Source organism: Taibaiella soli (assembly GCF_003236175.1).
Classification (GTDB): Bacteria; Bacteroidota; Bacteroidia; order Chitinophagales; family Chitinophagaceae; genus QKTW01.
In genome coordinates this window covers 160,354-179,405 of sequence record NZ_QKTW01000015.1, presented here as the reverse complement: position 1 = coordinate 179,405, position 19,052 = coordinate 160,354, and the positions used below count along the sequence as shown (strand labels likewise).

Below are 19,052 nucleotides of genomic sequence, written 5' to 3'. Positions count from 1 at the left end.
CTGCTGCTTGCAAATGAGAGATGTGGTTATTTACTGGTATTTTGCTGCGCTTTCCATATAGCAAGCCGTTCGTTCGGTGTAAGAATGCGGCCGTCGTCGCGGACCCATGGCAGCGTACTTTCGTGCCAGCGTTCATATTTTTTAACCGCCATGCGAAGGTCATTCTCTGACCAGATTTTTTTCTGCTTGCGTTTTGAAGGGATTTTTTCGCGCTCTTTGTGCTCGCCGATCACATCGTCTTCGCCTTCCGGCTTTTCGTGGTGTGCCCAATAAGTGTTGTAGGCTTTTTCCACCTCAAAGAAGTTTGCAGTTGTATCGTCCATCATCCCGATCCACAAAGGTTTATGCGCATATTCTTTTTCGGAATTTTTCTGTTGGGCTGAAAGCTGAAATGTAATAGCACATGAAATAGCAAGAAGGAAGAGTCTTTTCATTTAATAATAATTTTAAATAGAGCTCCGGAATTTTCTACCAAGTTATATAAATGATTTTACGTATTAAAAAAATCCCAACCGAGTGCTCGGTTGGGATCGTTAAACTATTTGAGGAACTTAAAAAGCTTAGAGGATTTCCAATACTTTTTCTGGTGGCCTCGCCACTACAGCTTTGTCTCCATTTTCGACAATTGGTCGCTCAATGAGAATCGGATGTTCGGCCAATACCGCAATCCATTCTTCATTGGTAAGTTTTTTGTCTTTATATTCTTCTTTATAAAGCGTCTCTGATTTTCGTACGATCTCTTCCGCTTTCATGCCCAGTTTCTTAAGCAGTCTTTTCAGTTCGGCTTTGGAAAGTGGTTCCATCAGGTAGTAGCGCACTTCATGCGGTACTCCTTTTTCCTGGAGAATTTCTAAAGCACCGCGGCTTTTGCTGCAGCGTCCGTTGTGGTAAATAATGATCTCTGACATGATGAATGTTTTTTAAACAGCCATTTCTTTTACATCATCGGCAATTACGAGACGTCCAGCTGTTTTTGCTTTGATCTCTTCAATAGTGACGCCCGGCGCATATTCCAGACAGCGGAAGCCTTCTTCTGTTACTTCGAAAACGCCGAGATCTGTAACGATTTTTTTCACGCAGTGCACGCCTGTGAGTGGCAAAGTACATTTAGGCAACAGTTTACTTTCTCCTTTCGGATTGGTATGCTGCATCGCCACAATGATATTTTTTGCAGCTGCAACGAGGTCCATCGCGCCGCCCATACCTTTTACCATTTTACCCGGAATTTTCCAGTTGGCGATATCGCCATTGTCTGCTACTTCCATAGCACCGAGAACGGTAAGGTCTACTTTGCCACCACGGATCATCCCGAAGCTCATAGCGCTGTCGAAGATTGACGAGCCTGGTAAAGTTGTGATAGTTTGTTTACCAGCGTTGATCAGATCCGGATCTTCATCTCCCTCAAAAGGAAAAGGACCCATACCCAGCAACCCATTCTCACTTTGCAGTACCACTTCCACGCCTTCCGGAATGTAGTTGGCCACCAATGTCGGTATTCCGATACCCAGATTTACGTAATAGCCGTCTTTTAGTTCTTTAGCTATTCGTTGAGCAATTTGTTCTTTATTAAGTGCCATTTTTAGTTAGTTAAATGGTTAAAAAAGGTAAATGGTTAAACAAGTCAGCGTCTGCCGCCCATTATTTGTTCGCCATTGTCTTTAGCCAGGAAATATAACCGTTGAGAATTCTACTTAGATTATTTGATTTTTCCAGAAAGATTTTTTTAGCGTCGTCCGAAATATATTGGCAATCGTGTGCATCAATGATATGGTTTTGACATTCAAAAAGAGAACCGCGAGCCAGTATGCAGAAATGCATTTGATCTTTGTATGAAAAGCGACCGTATCCCTCTGCTATATTACTCGCAATTGACCTCGATGCTCTTTTGATTTGATCTGTCAAACTGTATTTTTCCCCGGTCGGAAAACTTTGTATCAATTCATACAGATCAATTTTGAAATTTCTCGCCTGTTGCCAAACTTCCAATTCTGTAAAGCTTTTGTATGTTTTGAATGTTTCCACGCAACGACGTTTTAACCCTTTAACCAATTATCGTTTTGCCGACTATTTTTTACGTGTAGTACGTTGCTCAATCCGTTTCTCATAGTCTGTTCCCTGAAAAATGCGGTGAACATAGATACCTGGAACGTGGATGAAGTTTGGATCCAGTTCGCCGGGTTGTACCAGTTCTTCTACTTCAGCGATGGTGATTTTGCCAGCCATTGCCATCATTGGGTTGAAGTTGCGGGCAGTATCTCTGAAGATCAGGTTGCCTTGCGTATCACCTTTCCATGCTTTTACGATGGCGAAATCAGAATTGAACGCATATTCCATCAAGTATTCTTTACCGTCGAAAGTGCGTGTTTCCTTACCTTCCGCCACTTCCGTACCAACACCAGCCAGTACAAAAACTGCAGGCATGCCATAGCCAGCCGCCATACAACGTGTAGCCAGTGTGCCTTGCGGAATCAATTCTACTTCCAGTTCGCCGCTGAGCAGCTGACGCTCAAACTCTGCGTTTTCGCCAACATAAGACGCAATCATTTTCTTTACTTGTCTTTTCTGCAACAGCAGACCAATGCCGAAATCGTCTACACCGGCGTTGTTAGAAATACAAGTCAGTTCATTAACGCCCTTGCGAACGAGTGCGGAAATACAATTTTCCGGAATGCCGCAAAGACCAAAGCCACCAAGCATCAAAGTCGCACCCGACTGAATGTCTTTAATTGCCTCGTCCGCGTTTGTAACAACTTTATTTAAACCCATTTCTGATTAGTTAATTCGTTAAAAAGTTAAAAGGTTAAGTGGTCGCGAGTACGTTTCGACTTAATTGCCGAATTGCCTCATTAACTAATTGACCAATTATCCTATAGCCTGTTTCAGATCTTCGATCAGATCATCTATATCCTCAATACCTACGCTGAGCCGGATGAGAGAATCGGAGAGACCGCGGGCAATGCGATCTTCCTGTGGGATAGACGCATGTGTCATTGTGGCCGGGTGACCGATCAGTGATTCTACACCACCGAGTGATTCAGCAAGCGAGAAGAGTTTCGTTTTCTTCAGTACTTCCAGCGCCGCGTTGATGTTATCATCTTTCAGCGTAAAAGAGATCATACCACCAAAGTCGCGCATTTGTTTCTTCGCGATTGCGTGGTTTGGATGATCTTCAAAACCACACCAGATCGTTTTGCCTACTTTCGGATGGCTGCGCAGATATTCAGCAATTTTTTTACCGTTTTCGCAATGGCGTTGCATACGAACATGCAATGTTTTGATACCGCGCAGTACCAGCCAGCAGTCGTGTGGACCGGGAACTGCGCCACAGCTGTTTTGGATAAAGCGGAGTTTTTCTTCCAGTGCAGCGTCATTCATGATGAGCGCGCCATGCACCACATCGCTATGGCCACCGAGATATTTAGTTGCAGAATGCAATACGATATCAGCGCCAAAATCGAGCGGATTCTGGAGGTATGGAGAAGCGAACGTGTTATCAACCACCAGCAGCAGTTTGTGCTCTTTGCTGATTTTTGCTGCCGCTTCAATATCGATGATATTGAGCAGTGGATTAGTTGGCGTTTCTACCCAAACCATTTTGGTATTGCCATTGATATAATTGCGGATGTTTTGCGCATCGCTCATATCAATGAAATGAAACTTAATGCCGTAGTTGGCAAATACTTTGGTGAAAATGCGATAAGTACCGCCGTAAAGATCATTGGAAACAATCACTTCATCACCCGGTTGGAGCAACTTTGCTACTGCGTCTGTCGCTGCCATACCGCTGCCGAAGCAAAGGCCGTACTGACCGTTCTCAATGCTGGCCAGTGCGTCTTGCAACGCTGTGCGGGTTGGGTTTTGTGTACGGGCATACTCATAGCCTTTGTGATCGCCGGGAGCTGCTTGTACATAAGTAGAAGTTTGGTAAATCGGAGTCATAATGGCACCCGTGGTTGGATCGGGGTGAACGCCTGCGTGAATGAGGCGAGTGGCCAGTTTATGTTTATCTGCCATGATTCAGAATTTTTGAAACGGAACAAAGGTAGCATTCTTCAGTTCACAGTTAACAATTGACAGTTGACAATTGTAGAGACGCAGCATGCTACGTCTCTACATAATGACCGGCGAAGGACGTGTTGGGGGGTCTCCCCCTTCAGGAGGAGTTAGCGGAGGTAAATGATTATCTTTAGCGCATGGAAAAATCCAATGTGCGGCCGACGAATGATCTGAATATGCAGGAGAAGGAATACGAAAACAGTATCCGCCCGCAATCGATTGAGGATTTTTCCGGTCAGCCGCAACTCATAGAAAACCTCCGCATCTTTATCAAAGCCGCCAATTTACGCGGTGAAGCTTTAGATCATGTGTTGTTTCACGGTCCTCCCGGGCTGGGAAAGACGACGCTGTCGCGCATCGTGGCCAATGAGTTGGGCGTAAATATCAAAGAAACCAGCGGACCAGTCATCGAAAAACCAGCCGACCTTGCAGGTTTATTGACGAGCCTGGAACCGCGCGATGTACTTTTTATCGATGAAATTCACCGCCTTAGTACGGTGGTAGAAGAATACATGTACGCCGCTATGGAAGACTTCAAAATCGATATCATGATCGATAGTGGACCTTCTGCACGAAGTATACAGATTAATCTGAATCCGTTTACACTGGTTGGTGCTACAACCCGCTCTGGTTTGCTGACGGCCCCGTTACTTTCCCGTTTTGGTATCAAGTCAAGACTCGATTACTATAATAAGGAAGTATTGCAGCGTATTATCATGCGTTCGGGCAATTTGCTGAATGTAAAAATCACTTCAGACGCTGCACTTGAAATAGCAGGCAGAAGTCGCGGTACACCGCGTATCGCTAATGGCCTGTTGCGCCGTATGCGTGATTTTGCACAGGTGCTGGGCAATGGTGTGATCGATATGGCGATTGCAGAACATGGGTTACGCGCGCTGAACGTTGACAAACATGGTCTGGACGATATGGACAACCGTATTTTGTCTACGCTGATCGATAAATTTAAAGGCGGTCCGACGGGTATCAATAATATTGCGACGGCCGTAAGTGAAGAAGCGGGAACGATTGAAGAAGTTTACGAGCCATTCCTGATTCAGGAAGGGTTTATCATCCGTACACCGCGTGGTCGTGAAGCCACCGAAAAAGCCTATCGTCATCTAGATAGAAAAGGCTGGCGTGGCGGCGGAGACCATACGCTTTTCTAATTTGAGATTTGTGATTGAAGATTTGCAATTGGCACATAATAACCGATAACCTGTGTGTTGTCAACTTAAATTCTGGACGTATAATCCTACTGTCATGTGATATGTTGTGAAGCACTTTTTAGTTTACAACGGGCAAATGAGACATCAGAGAATAATTTTTCCGTCGCGAAATCAGATTGCGACGTCATCCCCACAGCTCTGCTGTTTGGGAATTCCTCGCAAAGACCCGCATGGTTGAGCGAAGTCTCAGACTTCGTTCGTGCGGATGAGGTCTCCTGACCGGACTAGTTTTCGATTAAGATTATTTTATTCCGGTCATGAAACCGGTTGCCGTTGCAACAAAGTCGGTAGATTTTGCGGAACAGGCGTATAACCATAATGTCACCCTGACGCAGGAAGGGTCCCGCGATAAAACGGGCTCACATCATGAGGAACACTGCCCACAACTTAACATCAGACATCTGAAAATCAGCGATCAGAGGTTTATTGTTTTAAACAGCCTTTCCAAAAATACGCCCCAGCTATATTTCTGTTTTTCCTGAATGATGTTTTCATGCAGGTTTGGAATTGCGCCCGGCGTAAAGAATTTCAAAATATTATCCGCAACTGATTTTGCATCTGGCGCTGCTATGTAGCCTACTTTCCCATCTGGAACACCTTCTGCAATACCGCCGACATTGGTCACGATCATCGGTTTTTCGAAATGATACGCTACTTGCGTAATGCCGCTTTGTGTTGCGTCACGGTAAGGTAATGTCACCAAATCCGCAGCGCTGAAATAATATTTTACCTCATCGTTTGGAATGAAGTCTGTAAACAGATGCAGGCTTTTGAGCCCGTAGTCAGCCATCTGCTGCTCGTACGGTGCTTTATCTTCGTAGTATTCGCCCGCAATAATTAATTCTATTCCCGCGGCTTTAATACGTTCATCATTCATTGCTTCCAGCAAAATATCGAGCCCTTTGTATTTGCGGATAAAACCGAAGAACAAAAGGTATCTACCATGCGGATCCAGATTCAGCTTTTTTCGTGCCTCCGCCATAGGAACAGCATCGCCGTAATTATCATACAACGGATGCGGTGTGTACAAAGATGGTTTATTGGTAAAAGTCTGCAGGTCTTTCAGCACATCACGGCTCATTGTGATGAACGCATCAACCGGCTTGATGAAGTATTTCGTAAACTGTACATCACCCGGACGTTTCTCATGCGGAATCACATTATCGGCGATACAGAGAATACGTGTATGTTTATTTTTTCGAACAATGCGCAGAATGGTACCAAGGCATGGCCCCATAAATGGCAACCAGTAACGTACGATGACCAAATCCGGTTTTTCCTTTTTAATACGACGGCCAACAGACAACCAATTCAGCGGATTGATGGAATTAATAATGCTGTGAATCTTCAATCCTTTCGGCGCAGGCTCATCAGTAAATTGCGATTTGCCCGGGAAAAGAAAATTGGGGTATTGCAGAGAAAACGAGTAAATAGCTACCTGGTGGCCTTCTTCCTGCAGCGCATAAGCCATACGTTCATTGAAAGTGGCGATGCCGCCGCCGCGAAGTGGGTGTGCAGATCCGATAATTGCTATTTTCATCTCTTAATCTTCAAAAATTGTTTTAAAATCCTGTTGCGCTCTGTGGTAATCTTCCGGAATGCCGATATCTATAAAATAACTTTCGCTGCGGTAGCCGTAAAACTGTTTTTCGGCAACGAATAGTTCGAGGTATTGCTTTTCGAAAGAGAAACGTTTTAGCAGTTCTTTGCCGAAGAATGCCATTTTGTTAATCGTATAAATGCCGCCGTTGATCAGGCCGCTCTCCATGTATTTTTTCTCTTCGAAAGAAATGATCTGACCGGCGTCGTCAGTATGCACAATGCCATAGCGATCGAATGCGTGCATTTCTTTTAAAGCCAATGTTGTTTCCGCTTTTTGTTCACGGTGAAAAGTCAGCATCGCCGCCAGGTCTACCATAAACATAGTATCGCCGTTGAGCACCAGCACATCGTTTTCGGCTGCTTGTTCGAGTGCCAGCTGGATGCCGCCACCTGTTCCCAATGGTTCTACTTCAATGACGTAATCAATCTCAAAAGGCCAGTCTTGCGTGTCAAGCCATTGTGTAATTACTTCATGTTTGAATCCTAATGATAAAATGACGCGGTTGCATTGCTGCTTTTCGAGGTATACAAACAGATAATGCAGAAATGGCAAGCCATTTACCGGCGCCATACATTTAGGATAAGCGCCAATTACGCCTTGTAAGCGGGTTCCAAGACCACCAGCTAAAACGATACATTCCATATTCAAGTCAAAAGTCAAAAGTCAAAAGCAAAAAGTCAAAAAAACGTTTCAATTGACAATTGATAATGGACAATTAAGCTATTATTTAATGGGCGAAGCACGGTTTGGAGTCCTCCTTCTTTTGGAGGAGCTGGAGGAGGCTTTATTTAATTGCCCACGTAAAAAGGCCTCTTTCTGTAAATTGATAGGGACGAAAATCACCACCAAAATTTTTCAGCGCCTGCTGTACGTTATAGCGGCTATTGCCCGGACAGTAGAACATCATGAAGCCACCGCCGCCGGCACCAGTTATTTTGCCTCCTGTTGCGCCGGCCTTTAAAGCCGTGTCATAGATTTCATCCATCCGGCTGTTGGAAATCCCTTGCGCCATTTGTTTTTTATACTGAAATCCGAAGTCGAGGATAGAACCGATCTCATGTATTTTTCCTTTCAGCAATGCTTCTTTCATCATACGCGCCTGTTCCTTCAAGTGGTGCATCGCTTCGATAGATTGCTGGTTGTTGTCTTTTACATTCTGCGTCTGCGCTTCAATAATAGTCGAAGACAAACGGCTTGTTGCGGTAAAGTACAGCAGCAGGTTGTTTTCCAGTTCGTATAAATACTGCGGTTTGATACGTAGCGGATTTACAATGACCGTGTTTTTATCATAAAACTCCATAAAGTTGACACCGCCAAAAGTAGCCGCATACTGATCTTGTTTGCCTCCGGCCATTACCAGCTCTTCACGTTCTATTTCGTAGGCAATGTGCGCCATGTCATATTCGCCAAGCGGTAAACGGAGCCATTCGGCAAAGGCACCCAGAATAGCCACTACCAGAGTAGAGGAAGTCCCAAGACCAGAACCTGCCGGGGCATCGACAAACGTAGTTAGCTTAAAGCCGGAAGGTACCGGACCAAATTCACGTACTACACGGTTATAGATACCTTTCGCCAGATCAAGATGGCCATCTATGGGAAATGAAGCAGCGAGATCAAGCGTGATTTTTTCACCACGGTCCACCGTTTCAATTACCGCAATTGGCTCGCTGATTGGCTCAATGGAAGCATAAGCATAAAGTGAAATAGTAGCATTGAGAATGGCGCCGCCGTAGAGATCGCAATACGGGCTTACATCAGTGCCACCACCGGCCAGGCCGATACGAAGGGGTGCTTTGCTACGGTAAATCATTAGTCGGTAATTGTATGAGTATTGGAAGAAGCGCGGGAAATCTTCCTTTCAGCAATAGTACTGCAAATATAGAAGAGCGCAATGCCAAGAATGCCGCCAATGCTGTCTGCAAGTATATCCATCACGTCTTTGTTGCGGCCGAGTGAAGGCAGCATGCCTTGTATTTCTTCTACGAGCCAGCCAACAATGACAGAAAAAATAAACATCGCAATCAGGCGATTTGTTTTTTTGCCGGGCCAGCTGCAAAGCCATAGGAAGGCGAATGTGCCAAAGAGTACAAAATGCACCCATTTATCTGCCAGCGGAAATTCCACGTCTGGCACATCTTTGGCGGGCATAAAGCACAAAATAAAAATGAGCAAGGTCCACAGGGTAGCCAGTAGCCTTGCTCTTTTTTTATAAGGAGATGATGTTGTGAATGCTTTCCACATCGGATTACGCGCCTACCAGGTCGGAGTAAGCAGCAGCGTCCATGAGGTTCTCTACTTCACCCATGTTATCGATAGTCATTTTGATCATCCAGCCCTGACCGTATGGGTCCTGGTTTACAAATTCCGGGTTAGCTTCGAGCGCAGCATTTACCTCAGTGATTGTACCACTTACAGGCAGGAACAGGTCAGATACTGTTTTTACGGCTTCTACAGTGCCAAATACTTCGTTTTCACCCAGTGATTTGCCTTTAGTTTCGATTTCTACATAAACGATATCACCCAATTCGCGTTGTGCAAATTCTGTAATACCTACTGTAGCTACGTTGCCTTCAATTTTGATCCACTCGTGATCTTTAGTGTATTTCAGTGTATCTGGAAACTGCATATAAAATGTTTGCGCGTAAAAGTAGTGGTTTTTGCCTTAAAAACTAAAAAGTCAAACTGAAAAGTCAAACCTCGCCGTTGCCTGATCAATGATGGATGGTCAAACGGGTATCCGGAGAGCAGCATTGCACGAATCTAAATCATCCTTTAACCGTTTAACCGGCCCCGATACCTAACGATTTTATTTGGGAAGGCGTCTTACTAATGTTGTGTTCCTTTATCCATGAAGAAAAATCACTCTTTTTTTGTTTTTCTAATGTATTGTTAGGAGATTCGCATCCATTTTTTTATACCTCAAATCCACTTATGTAACTTGACCACTACTTGAAATTCACTCAATACCATGTTGCTACCAAACTGATCTACCTCGTTCTTATTGTCACACTGATTTGAATCCTTTACTGCAAGGATAAATGCCCATTTTATTTATTAATGTTTTAGGTTAAATGTACATTCCTATGGAACTTCCTTGTACCCGCAAGAATCCCAAACGCTATGGTAATGCCAAAAAATCCCGAAGATGGGGGCAAGCCTTAGTTTTATTTTTCACAGCGGCGATGGGCGTCAACAAAGCCTCCGCCTACTGTAACACCAGCCTTGGTGGTGGCAGTTCAAACAGCATCGATTCTATTGCTATTTTGGGCACCACGCTCAATAACGGTTCGCCAGGCGCTGCTACCGGCTATTACACCGACTATTCTTCGTCCACACTGGCGTACCAGACTGCTTCAATTATGCAGGGCCAGACGTACACACTTCATGCCGTGTTTGGCACAGCTGCTATCAGTTCGTTGTGGATCGATTATGACAACAGCGGCACTTTTGATGCTTCTGAGTGGGTGCAGATTACTACCACTACAGCTGGAAATGATGTGCAGTTTACCGTACCATTGAATGCAGCTGTCGGTACCGTGGGTATGCGTGTGCGCAGCCGCGCAACAGGTAACCTGAATGGTCCAAACGATGCCTGTACGAATTTCGGTTCCGGCGAAACGGAGGATTATGTGCTCACCATAGTGGCAGCTCCGCCGTGTACCGGTGTACCGGTTGCCGGAACTACAGTGTTGCAAAACTCGCCTTGTTACAATACTGCGGCAATTCTGGGGCTTACGGGTTCCTCAATTGCAAGTGGCCTCACTTACAGTTGGCAGACATTCCAGGGCGGTAACTGGGTAGACGTAACCGGTGGCTCTGGCGCGAATACCAGTCAGTACATCACAGACCCGGTGACAACTACAGAGCAGTATCGCTGTAAGGTGAAATGTAACAGCGTTACGCCGGATTCTTCTTATTCTTCCGCTTTGACAGTTGCTCCGTCCTACGGCGCGATGCCTTACACCGAAGATTTTGAAAGCATCGTAAATGATGAAGATCTGCCCGGCTGTGTAACAACGACCAGCTATTATGTAAACACTTATATTTCTGCGACCGGTTACAATAACATGGATAACCACACGCCGAACGGCAGCAAGTACGCCTGGTTCCAAAGCGGCTGCAGCGATTATATGTTTACAGATGCGCTGAACCTCACGGCAAATACCAGCTATCAGATTTCCTTCTGGTACGTGACTGACGGGTATCAGGGATGGAACACGCTTCAGGCTGCAGTAGGCACGCAAAATCTGGCGAGCGCAATGACGCTGATCGGTAATCCGGTAACAAACCCGGCAAATCAGACGTATAAAAAATACACGGCAATATTTACACCTACTACAACTGGTGCTTATTATTTCGGCATTTATTGCGACGCCACCTGGTATCCTTCTGCATTGTCATTTGACGATATACATGTGGAGGAAATGTTGCCATGTTCTGGTCAGCCAACCGCAGGTAGTATCGATCCGGGCGGGCCAGTTGTCGGTTGTCCGGGATCTACTTTTGATCTGACCACTGACGGAACAAGCATTGCTGCGAATCTTACTTATCAGTGGCTGCAACATGACAATACCACAACGGCGTGGACGCCTGTAGCTACGGGCGGAACAACAGACGAATATATGACAGCAGCATTATCTGACACAATGCACTATTGTCTGAAGGTGACTTGTACGACAAGCGGCCTCAGCGATACTACCGGTGAACTGGAAATAGATGTGCCACGTATGCAATATGCAGCATTGCCATATCTGGAAAGTTTTGAAAACTGGACAGACCATTGCGCTACTGCAGATAATCCGGATTCAAACTGGACAAATATTCCTGCTGAAGGTGAAAATTCATGGCGCAGAGACGATCAGGGTGGTACCGCTGGCTGGTATCCTTACGGGCCTTATTCTCCGGTATCTGTAATTGGTCAGCACTCGGCGACGTTTGCTTCAACCAATGCAATGCCGGGTCAAAAAGGCACACTTGACGTATATGTAGATTGCAGTAGTTTGCCGGGCAACAAAGATCTGATCTTTGATTTCAACAATAATAGCGGTAGTGATTCCCTGAATGTTTATCTCTCTACAGATGCCGGGTTCACGTTTACACAACTTGGTGCCTACAACGTATCTACCAGCAGTTCCGGATGGGATGAAGTCGTATTGCCGATTAACTCAAATAATCCGAAATGTGTTATCCGTTTTGAAGCTGTTTCTGATTGGGGCGGTACTGATATGGGGTTAGATTATGTACGTATTGTACCACCATGTAGCGGTGCGCCTATGGCAGGAAGTATGAAACCGGTGACACCTTGTGTGAATACCGATTTTCAACTGGAACTCCTCAACTATCCGCTTGCTTCAGGTATCACTTACCAATGGCAATACAGCGCTGATGACATTACGTATCTCAATGTGCCGAATGGCAACCAGATGTACGGAACCGAAAACATCAGTGTGGCAACTTATTTCCGTTGCATAGTGACTTGTGCCAACAGTGGCCTGTCTGATACTACTGCTTCTTACCTGGCAACACTGGCTCCTTTTTACATGTGTTACTGCAACTCTGCCGCATTGGATGGTGATGCAGAAGACATCGGCAACGTAACAATCAAAACACAGCCTGCAAATGTGGTATTGCTCGATAATGGTGTGGCAAGTCCGCTGGAATACAATAACGACGCTGTAAATATGTACACTGATTTCAGAACTTCGATTTCACCTGTGCCGTTGTTTATGGATAGCACTTACAACGCATCCATTACTGAAATCACTTCTTATAGCTTTACAGATTGTTCTGTTGCCGGCTTTATTGACTACAACAGAGATGGTATTTTCCAATCGACAGAAATGATTTTCTCTGGCATGACGGCTTATCCTAATCAGGATGTAAATGCAAACTTCACTGTTCCGCTGGGCGATTCTACGGGTATTACAGGTATGCGTTTTATTCTGGAGGAAGGGTCTACAACCATCAATCCATGTGGTAGCTATTATTATGGTGAAACAGAAGATTACCTCGCAGAGCTCTTCTTCCCGAATTGTGGCGGTCCGTCAAATCCGGGTGTTGCGCACATAAGTGATACTTCCATGTGTCCTGATTATGATTTTATGCTCACTGATACAACACATCAGAAGAACATGAACGGAATGGTTTGGTCATGGCAGGAATCAACAGACTATGGCAACAACTGGACTGATATTCCGAATTCCGATTATCATGATACGCTGACACACACATTCATTGGCCTGGCCTGGTACCGTATGAAAATGGTATGTGGTAACAGTGGTGACAGCACATTCTCCAACGTTGTAGAAGTGCATACGAAACCTCCGTACAAATGTTACTGCCACAGTATTGCCGTTGGTGGCTTGTCTGCGGATAGTTCAGATATCGGTGCATTCAGTTTCGGAGATTATGTGTTTTCAACAACGGGCCCGCATCTGAAAAATGGCAAAGCTATTCGCGGACGTACAGATAATACGGACCTGAGCACGATCGAGCTGTATGTGGATACTACTTATGAAGTAGACGTATATCAGATTCTGCGTTCTGCAACGCATGCCGATGCTAAGATTACCATGTTCATGGATTACAATAACAACCTGGCATACGATATTCCGGATGAACGAGTTTTCACTGTCTATACTACTTCGAACGATTGGTATAAGACGATCAATGTGACGATCCCGTCAAACGTAATCCCGGATGTACCGACAGGTCTGCGCGTTATCATAAACAATAACGTAGGTCCGAATGTTCCTTCCGATGAGGCTTGTGGTACTTATACATCGGGCGAAACAGAAGATTATAATGTGATTTTCCGTAAGGCAAATCCGGTTTCTGTAGGCAGTATCAATAACCTGGAAGATCTTAATATCTATCCAAACCCGACTACAGGTAAGTTCAGCGTTCGTTTCAATACGACCCGCAACATTGAAAAAATGCAGATCCGCGTTACTAATGTAACTGGCCAGCAGGTAATTGTTCGCAACTACAAGAACGTTACCAGCAGTTTCAGTGAAATGATGGATCTCGGAGACAATGCACGCGGCGTTTACTTCGTGGAAATCGAAGCAGATGGTCAGAAAGTGATCAATAAGCTTGTATTGCGATAGGATACTAATTTTATATTGCAAGCGCCTGCCACATTTGTGGCAGGCGCTTTTTGTTTCCGCTGCCTGCAGGGGATAATCTTAGTACGCAACGATGACTAAATTAGTACCCGGTGACTACTTTTTTAATGCCCTCCGATGACTCTTTTGACAGGTAACGATGACTTTTAGAATACCCAACATGGACTAAGTTGGTACCCGGTGACGACCTTTTTAATACCCAGCGATGACTTTTTTGACAGGTATTGATGACTTCTTTAATACCCGACGACTATTTCTTTAATACTTGCCGGGTACTTCCGAAGTACCCGACACCCGGTTGTAGACGTACCACATCCTGACGGTTTTCTCCGGAAGCATTAGTATAGCGTATGTAGTGCACAACGACGGTTTTCTTGTTAAAAAATAATTATAAAAATCCCAACTATTCTACATTAACTTTATGTCTAATAGATTTTATGCCACGATTTCGCGGCCGTATACCTATGCAACCAATTGTTTTTTAGATACCCTACATGTTTGAAAATGATGAGATAAAATGTTTTTTATACATGATTAAACATTTTATTAGTGTAATAGTCTTTAAGATTGAAGCTATGTTACTATAAATCTGGTGATTCTTTTAAAATTGGACTTCGTTAAACTCTGGAATTGTCATAAGGCGGAATAAAACTTGAGATGCATAGCAATTTGAGATTGCTTTTTCTGAAAGTTAAATAGTTTCCTATGAGATTCAACTTTACCAATTCGTTATCCCAACGACAATTTCGGCGTACAGGAACACCCCAGTCCTGGGCCCGGTCTCTGATGATGATTTTCCTGCTGCTGGCAGGATTTGCAGTTCCGCGGAACGCATCAGCCTATTGTAACACCGGCCTCGGTGGCGGTAGTTATGCAGACATCGATAGCATTTCGATTGTCGGCACTACACTCGCCAATTATTCGCCGGGGTATGCTTCTAGTTATTACACAGCCTATCCGGCTGCCGGGAACACCACTGCCACGCTTTTACTCGGTTCCACGTACACCTTATATGCTTCCTTTAATGGCTCGCCTAATACAGCGATTGCTTCTCTCTGGATCGATTACAACCAGAATGGTGTTTTTGAAAGCTCAGAGTGGGTGCAGATCTGTACGAATGCAAGCAATGCGACTGTTTCCTTTACCGTGCCGGCCGGCGCAACAGTAGGTACAACCGGTATGCGCGTTCGTAGTCGCGGTAATGGTAATACGAACGGGTCTGGGGATGCGTGTTCAAATTTTGGTTCTGGTGAAACAGAAGATTATACCATTACAATCATGTCACCGACACCTTGTAGCGGTACGCCAACAGCGGGTGCTGCCACTGCCAGCCCTGCCACCCTTTGTTATAGCAATAACGGTTCTGTGTTGTCGTTGACTGGTGCGACTGTCGCTTCAGGGCTCAGTTATCAATGGCAATCCTTTAATACAACTACCAGCGCCTGGGGCAATGTAGGTACTGCTAGTATTTCTCCTGGTTACAGCACAGGTCCGCTGTCAGTAAGCACGCAATACCGTTGTATCGTAACTTGTACCAATGGTACACCATCGTCTGCAACCTCAACTCCAATAACCGTAAACGTAACAGCTGCGATCTTGCCTCCTTACGTGGAGACTTTTGAAAGTATCACTGCTAATAATACATTGCCGTCTTGTATGACTGCAACTAGTTTGGGTTCGCTAACTTTCACGTACACTGCAGCAACGGGTAGTTATAACCAAACCAACCACACTCCGGGCGGCAGCAAATTTGCTTCATTCAGATATTCGAGTAACGATTATTTCTTTACACCTGCCATCAGTTTAACAGCAGGGCAGGTATATCAGATGTCGTTCTGGTATGTGACAGATGGTAATCCGGGATGGACTACGCTGAAAGCAACTTATGGCACTTCGCCTACTGCTGCGGCGCAGACAGGTACCGTGGGTGTGACTGTAAGCAATGCTACAAACACAACTTACTCGCAGTACGTCGGTACGTTCACGGCTCCGACAACAGGCGTTTATTATTTCGGCATTTATTGTAACGCCACAGGTGGTCCATGGTATTTAAGTGTGGATGATATCAATATCGTTGCATTACCACCATGTTCCGGTCAGCCAACTGCTGGCACAGGTCTGCCGGCTGGTCCTATTTCCGGTTGTGCGGGTAATTCTTATTTCATTACTACTTCAGGTACTACGACGGCTACGGGTCTTACTTATCAGTGGTATCAGTACGCAAACGGCAGCACAACACCGGTGCCTGCTGCGGGTACGGGAGCCAACAGCCTTTATTTCACTACGCCGGTACTTACTGATTCCATCAGCTACCGCATGAAGGTAACCTGTATTGCCAGTGGGCTCAGCGACTCTACGCCGTTGATTAAAATCAATGTGCCGAGACTCACTTATGCCGCTATTCCATTTGCTGAAGATTTTGAAAGCTGGAGCAACAGATGTGCTACATCAGATGTGCCTAGTAACGCCTGGACAAACATTCCATCGACAGGATATAATTCATGGAGGCGAAATGATCAGGGTGTAGCGACAGCAGGTTGGTCGTCGAACTATGGTAACTACACACCGCCGTATGCGCATGGATCTTACTCTGCAAGATTTCATACTTACGATGCACAGAGTGGTTCCAGCGGCGCTTTCAGCGCATACCTCAATTGTTCAACTGTAACTGGTAATAAAGAACTCCAGTTCTACTATATCAATACTGATGGCAGCGATTCGCTCGTGGTTAGTATGTCTGTAGACAGCGGTGCCACATTTACTACGCTTGGTACCTATTACACGACATCAGGCTGGGAATTTGAAACCGTACCGATCGTTTCTAACTCTCCGAAGACAATCATTCGATTTAATGCAACATCAGATTATGGTGTTACCGATATCGGTATAGATTATGTGCGCGTACTGCCGCCATGTTCCGGCAAGCCGACAGCAGGTACGGTAACGCAGATCACTCCTTGTCCGAATACTGATTTCAACCTGTCATTGCAAAACACGACACAATCAGCAGGACTTACTTATCAATGGCAGCAGATGCTGAATAACGTTCCGACGACATCTGGTATCACCAATTCCACATCAATGGTCGCTACTGCGAATATTAGTACGCCGACTATTTATCGTTGCGTTGTTACCTGTAGTAATTCGGGTTTGTCGGATACCGCAGCGCCTTATGCAGTACAGCTTGCACCGTTTTACATGTGTTATTGTAATTCTGGCGCTACGTATATTGATGATGACGATATTGGTAATGTAACTGTGATTTCACAGCCGTCCAATGACACGCTGCTGAACAATGGCGTCGCCAGTCCGCTGGTACCGAATTCAACTTCTGTCAATACTTATACAGACTTCCGCACCACAGTGCCGCCGGTACCGATATTCCGCGACTCCGTATATAACCTGAGCGTAACTCAGATTGATCAGTATTACTTCTATACCTGTACCGCGTTTGCATTTATCGATTACAACCGCGATGGTATTTTCCAGACTTCCGAAAATATCTTCCAGCAGGTGACCGGTGCGGCCACACAGATGGTGAGTGCTAATTTTACGGTTCCTGACACGGCTCAGATCGGTATTACTGGTTTCCGTATTATACTTAATGAAGGAACGAGCACTTCTATTAATCCTTGCGGCTCTAACGGTTACTATTATGGTGAAACCGAGGATTATCTGGTAAATATCAATATGCCGCCTTGTGATGGCCCTACCAATCCTGGTTTTGCATCTTGTAGTGATACGTCGATGTGTGCAGGATATCCATTCTTCCTGTCTGATACAACACATGAACACTTCAGATCAGGCATTGTATGGGTATGGCAACAGTCTACTAATAATGGCAGCACCTGGTCTGATATCGCAGGTAGTACAGGCCGCGATACATTGACGCAAATATTCTCCGGTGCCTCTGCTTATCGTTTGAAAATGACTTGTACTAATACATCCGATGTCACTTATTCAAATGCAGTAAGCATAAACACAAAACCTCCGTACAAATGTTACTGCTACAGTACGGCAAACGGTGATGCAACAGATACCTGTGACTTTGGTGCATTCTCCATCGGTGATTTTGTAATGACAACCGGTGGTCCGCACCTGCGTAATCCACGTGCAACGCGTGGCCGTACTGATTACACTGATTTGGGCCCGATAGAGCTGTATGCAGATACAACTTATGCATTGAGTTTCTATCAGACATTAGACGGGTCACAAGATGCCGATGGTCGCGTTACCATGTTTATGGACTTTAACAACAACCTTGTGTATGATATTCCTGCAGAAAGAATCACGCTGGCGAATAATATTGCAACCGGTGGTAACTGGTATATGCTCGACAGTGTAACGATTCCGGATGCAGTGATTCCTGATGTGCCAACAGGTATGCGTATTATTATCAATAATAACGTTGCTCCGAATGTGCCTTCAGATGACGCTTGTGGACCGTATACTTCAGGTGAGACAGAAGACTATACCGTGATCTTCCGTAAGGCAAATCCGCTTTCTGTTGGCAACATCAGTAACCTGAAAGATCTGACCATTTATCCGAACCCGACTACAGGTAAGTTTACCATTAACTTCAATGCAAATGGTACGCTGCACAATCTTCAGATCAAAGTGACCAATGTTACCGGACAACAGGTTATCTTGCGCAACTATGGCGACAATATCAAACAGTTCCACGAAGAGCTGGATATGACCGAACAGGCAAGAGGTCTCTACTTTGTAGAGTTTACTGCCGATGGACAGAAAATGATCCGTAAGTTAGTAGTAAGGTAGTATCATAGTAATGTCATAAAATAGAATAGGGGCGCTCAAATGGGCGCCCCTATTCCGTATGATTATTTTATCCAATAAAATAATTACGTAAAGTGTTTCTCTTTTAGATTTTCAGAGGTAATAAATATCGATAAACATCTATTTTGAAATAAATATATGTATTATATACTTATTCTTTATTCTATTTAATTGTTAATCATTGTTTTGTGTTATTTTTGAAGAGGTGCGAATGCCTTATATTGCCGGTTTTATCAGCTCCAC

Annotated in this window: 14 protein-coding genes; 3 read left to right on the top strand and 11 right to left on the bottom strand. The window is 44.9% G+C overall.

All coding sequences use genetic code 11. The features are described 5' to 3' along the window. Positions 1–26: 26 nt before the first annotated feature. The 6 genes from DN068_RS22065 to DN068_RS09850 all read right to left on the bottom strand — a co-directional run bounded on the left by DN068_RS22065 (position 27) and on the right by DN068_RS09850 (position 4,014). Positions 27–434 carry a hypothetical protein gene (locus tag DN068_RS22065; RefSeq protein ID WP_165836345.1) on the bottom strand — a complete coding sequence of 136 codons (408 nt, stop codon included), beginning with the start codon at positions 432–434 and terminating at the stop codon, positions 27–29. A 126-nt stretch (positions 435–560) separates the two neighbouring features. After that, complete coding sequence (gene arsC / locus DN068_RS09870; RefSeq protein ID WP_110998746.1) at positions 561–908, bottom strand: arsenate reductase (glutaredoxin); 348 nt, start codon at positions 906–908, stop codon at positions 561–563. A 12-nt stretch (positions 909–920) separates the two neighbouring features. Further along, entirely contained in the window at positions 921–1,577 is a 657-nt protein-coding gene (locus DN068_RS09865; protein WP_110998745.1) for a CoA transferase subunit B, read from the bottom strand. Between the two features lie 61 nt (positions 1,578–1,638). Further along, positions 1,639–2,022, bottom strand: coding sequence for a four helix bundle protein (locus DN068_RS22510; protein ID WP_165836344.1), 384 nt, complete (start codon positions 2,020–2,022; stop codon positions 1,639–1,641). A 42-nt stretch (positions 2,023–2,064) separates the two neighbouring features. Continuing rightward, complete coding sequence (locus DN068_RS09855) at positions 2,065–2,766, bottom strand: CoA transferase subunit A (protein WP_110998743.1); 702 nt, start codon at positions 2,764–2,766, stop codon at positions 2,065–2,067. Between the two features lie 96 nt (positions 2,767–2,862). After that, the gene (locus DN068_RS09850) at positions 2,863–4,014 is read right to left on the bottom strand and encodes a cystathionine gamma-synthase (RefSeq protein WP_110998742.1); all 1,152 of its coding nucleotides are present in this window, start codon (positions 4,012–4,014) and stop codon (positions 2,863–2,865) included. Positions 4,015–4,193: 179 nt separating this feature from the next. Between DN068_RS09850 and ruvB the strand changes: the two genes are divergently transcribed. Beyond that, a complete protein-coding gene (ruvB, locus tag DN068_RS09845) occupies positions 4,194–5,222 on the top strand; it encodes a Holliday junction branch migration DNA helicase RuvB (protein WP_110998741.1) in 1,029 nt (342 codons plus the stop codon). Between the two features lie 475 nt (positions 5,223–5,697). Here the strand turns inward: ruvB and DN068_RS09840 are convergent, their stop codons facing one another. The 5 genes from DN068_RS09840 to gcvH all read right to left on the bottom strand — a co-directional run bounded on the left by DN068_RS09840 (position 5,698) and on the right by gcvH (position 9,511). Continuing rightward, a complete protein-coding gene (locus tag DN068_RS09840) occupies positions 5,698–6,822 on the bottom strand; it encodes a glycosyltransferase (RefSeq protein WP_110998740.1) in 1,125 nt (374 codons plus the stop codon). Positions 6,823–6,825: 3 nt separating this feature from the next. Beyond that, on the bottom strand, positions 6,826–7,527 hold the full coding sequence (locus DN068_RS09835) for a nucleotidyltransferase family protein (protein WP_110998739.1): 702 nt from the start codon (positions 7,525–7,527) through the stop codon (positions 6,826–6,828). Positions 7,528–7,669: 142 nt separating this feature from the next. Beyond that, positions 7,670–8,695 carry a GHMP family kinase ATP-binding protein gene (locus DN068_RS09830; protein ID WP_110998738.1) on the bottom strand — a complete coding sequence of 342 codons (1,026 nt, stop codon included), beginning with the start codon at positions 8,693–8,695 and terminating at the stop codon, positions 7,670–7,672. After that, complete coding sequence (locus DN068_RS09825; protein WP_165836343.1) at positions 8,695–9,033, bottom strand: VanZ family protein; 339 nt, start codon at positions 9,031–9,033, stop codon at positions 8,695–8,697. Before DN068_RS09825 ends, DN068_RS09830 begins: the two co-directional genes overlap by 1 nt. 97 nt (positions 9,034–9,130) lie before the next feature. After that, the gene (gcvH, locus tag DN068_RS09820) at positions 9,131–9,511 is read right to left on the bottom strand and encodes a glycine cleavage system protein GcvH (protein ID WP_110998736.1); all 381 of its coding nucleotides are present in this window, start codon (positions 9,509–9,511) and stop codon (positions 9,131–9,133) included. Positions 9,512–9,968: 457 nt separating this feature from the next. On the opposite strand from gcvH, the gene DN068_RS09815 reads away from it, so the two are divergent. Together DN068_RS09815 and DN068_RS09810 are read left to right on the top strand one after the other, a co-directional pair. Beyond that, positions 9,969–13,994, top strand: coding sequence for a GEVED domain-containing protein (locus DN068_RS09815; RefSeq protein ID WP_165836342.1), 4,026 nt, complete (start codon positions 9,969–9,971; stop codon positions 13,992–13,994). Positions 13,995–14,717: 723 nt separating this feature from the next. Beyond that, positions 14,718–18,791 (top strand): GEVED domain-containing protein, encoded by a 4,074-nt coding sequence (locus DN068_RS09810; RefSeq protein WP_110998734.1) that lies wholly within the window; start codon positions 14,718–14,720, stop codon positions 18,789–18,791. Positions 18,792–19,052: the final 261 nt, after the last annotated feature.

Excerpts from the sequence above, each read along its gene's own strand:
- DN068_RS09850 (WP_110998742.1), bottom strand. The coding sequence starts at position 4,014 with ATGGCAGATAAACATAAACTGGCCACTCGCCTCATTCACGCAGGCGTT.
- arsC (WP_110998746.1), bottom strand. The coding sequence starts at position 908 with ATGTCAGAGATCATTATTTACCACAACGGACGCTGCAGCAAAAGCCGC.
- DN068_RS09810 (WP_110998734.1), top strand. The coding sequence starts at position 14,718 with ATGAGATTCAACTTTACCAATTCGTTATCCCAACGACAATTTCGGCGT.
- DN068_RS09855 (WP_110998743.1), bottom strand. The coding sequence starts at position 2,766 with ATGGGTTTAAATAAAGTTGTTACAAACGCGGACGAGGCAATTAAAGAC.
- DN068_RS09815 (WP_165836342.1), top strand. The coding sequence starts at position 9,969 with ATGGAACTTCCTTGTACCCGCAAGAATCCCAAACGCTATGGTAATGCC.
- DN068_RS09825 (WP_165836343.1), bottom strand. The coding sequence starts at position 9,033 with ATGCCCGCCAAAGATGTGCCAGACGTGGAATTTCCGCTGGCAGATAAA.
- DN068_RS09840 (WP_110998740.1), bottom strand. The coding sequence starts at position 6,822 with ATGAAAATAGCAATTATCGGATCTGCACACCCACTTCGCGGCGGCGGC.
- DN068_RS09835 (WP_110998739.1), bottom strand. The coding sequence starts at position 7,527 with ATGGAATGTATCGTTTTAGCTGGTGGTCTTGGAACCCGCTTACAAGGC.
- DN068_RS09830 (WP_110998738.1), bottom strand. The coding sequence starts at position 8,695 with ATGATTTACCGTAGCAAAGCACCCCTTCGTATCGGCCTGGCCGGTGGT.
- gcvH (WP_110998736.1), bottom strand. The coding sequence starts at position 9,511 with ATGCAGTTTCCAGATACACTGAAATACACTAAAGATCACGAGTGGATC.
- DN068_RS22065 (WP_165836345.1), bottom strand. The coding sequence starts at position 434 with ATGAAAAGACTCTTCCTTCTTGCTATTTCATGTGCTATTACATTTCAG.
- ruvB (WP_110998741.1), top strand. The coding sequence starts at position 4,194 with ATGGAAAAATCCAATGTGCGGCCGACGAATGATCTGAATATGCAGGAG.
- DN068_RS09865 (WP_110998745.1), bottom strand. The coding sequence starts at position 1,577 with ATGGCACTTAATAAAGAACAAATTGCTCAACGAATAGCTAAAGAACTA.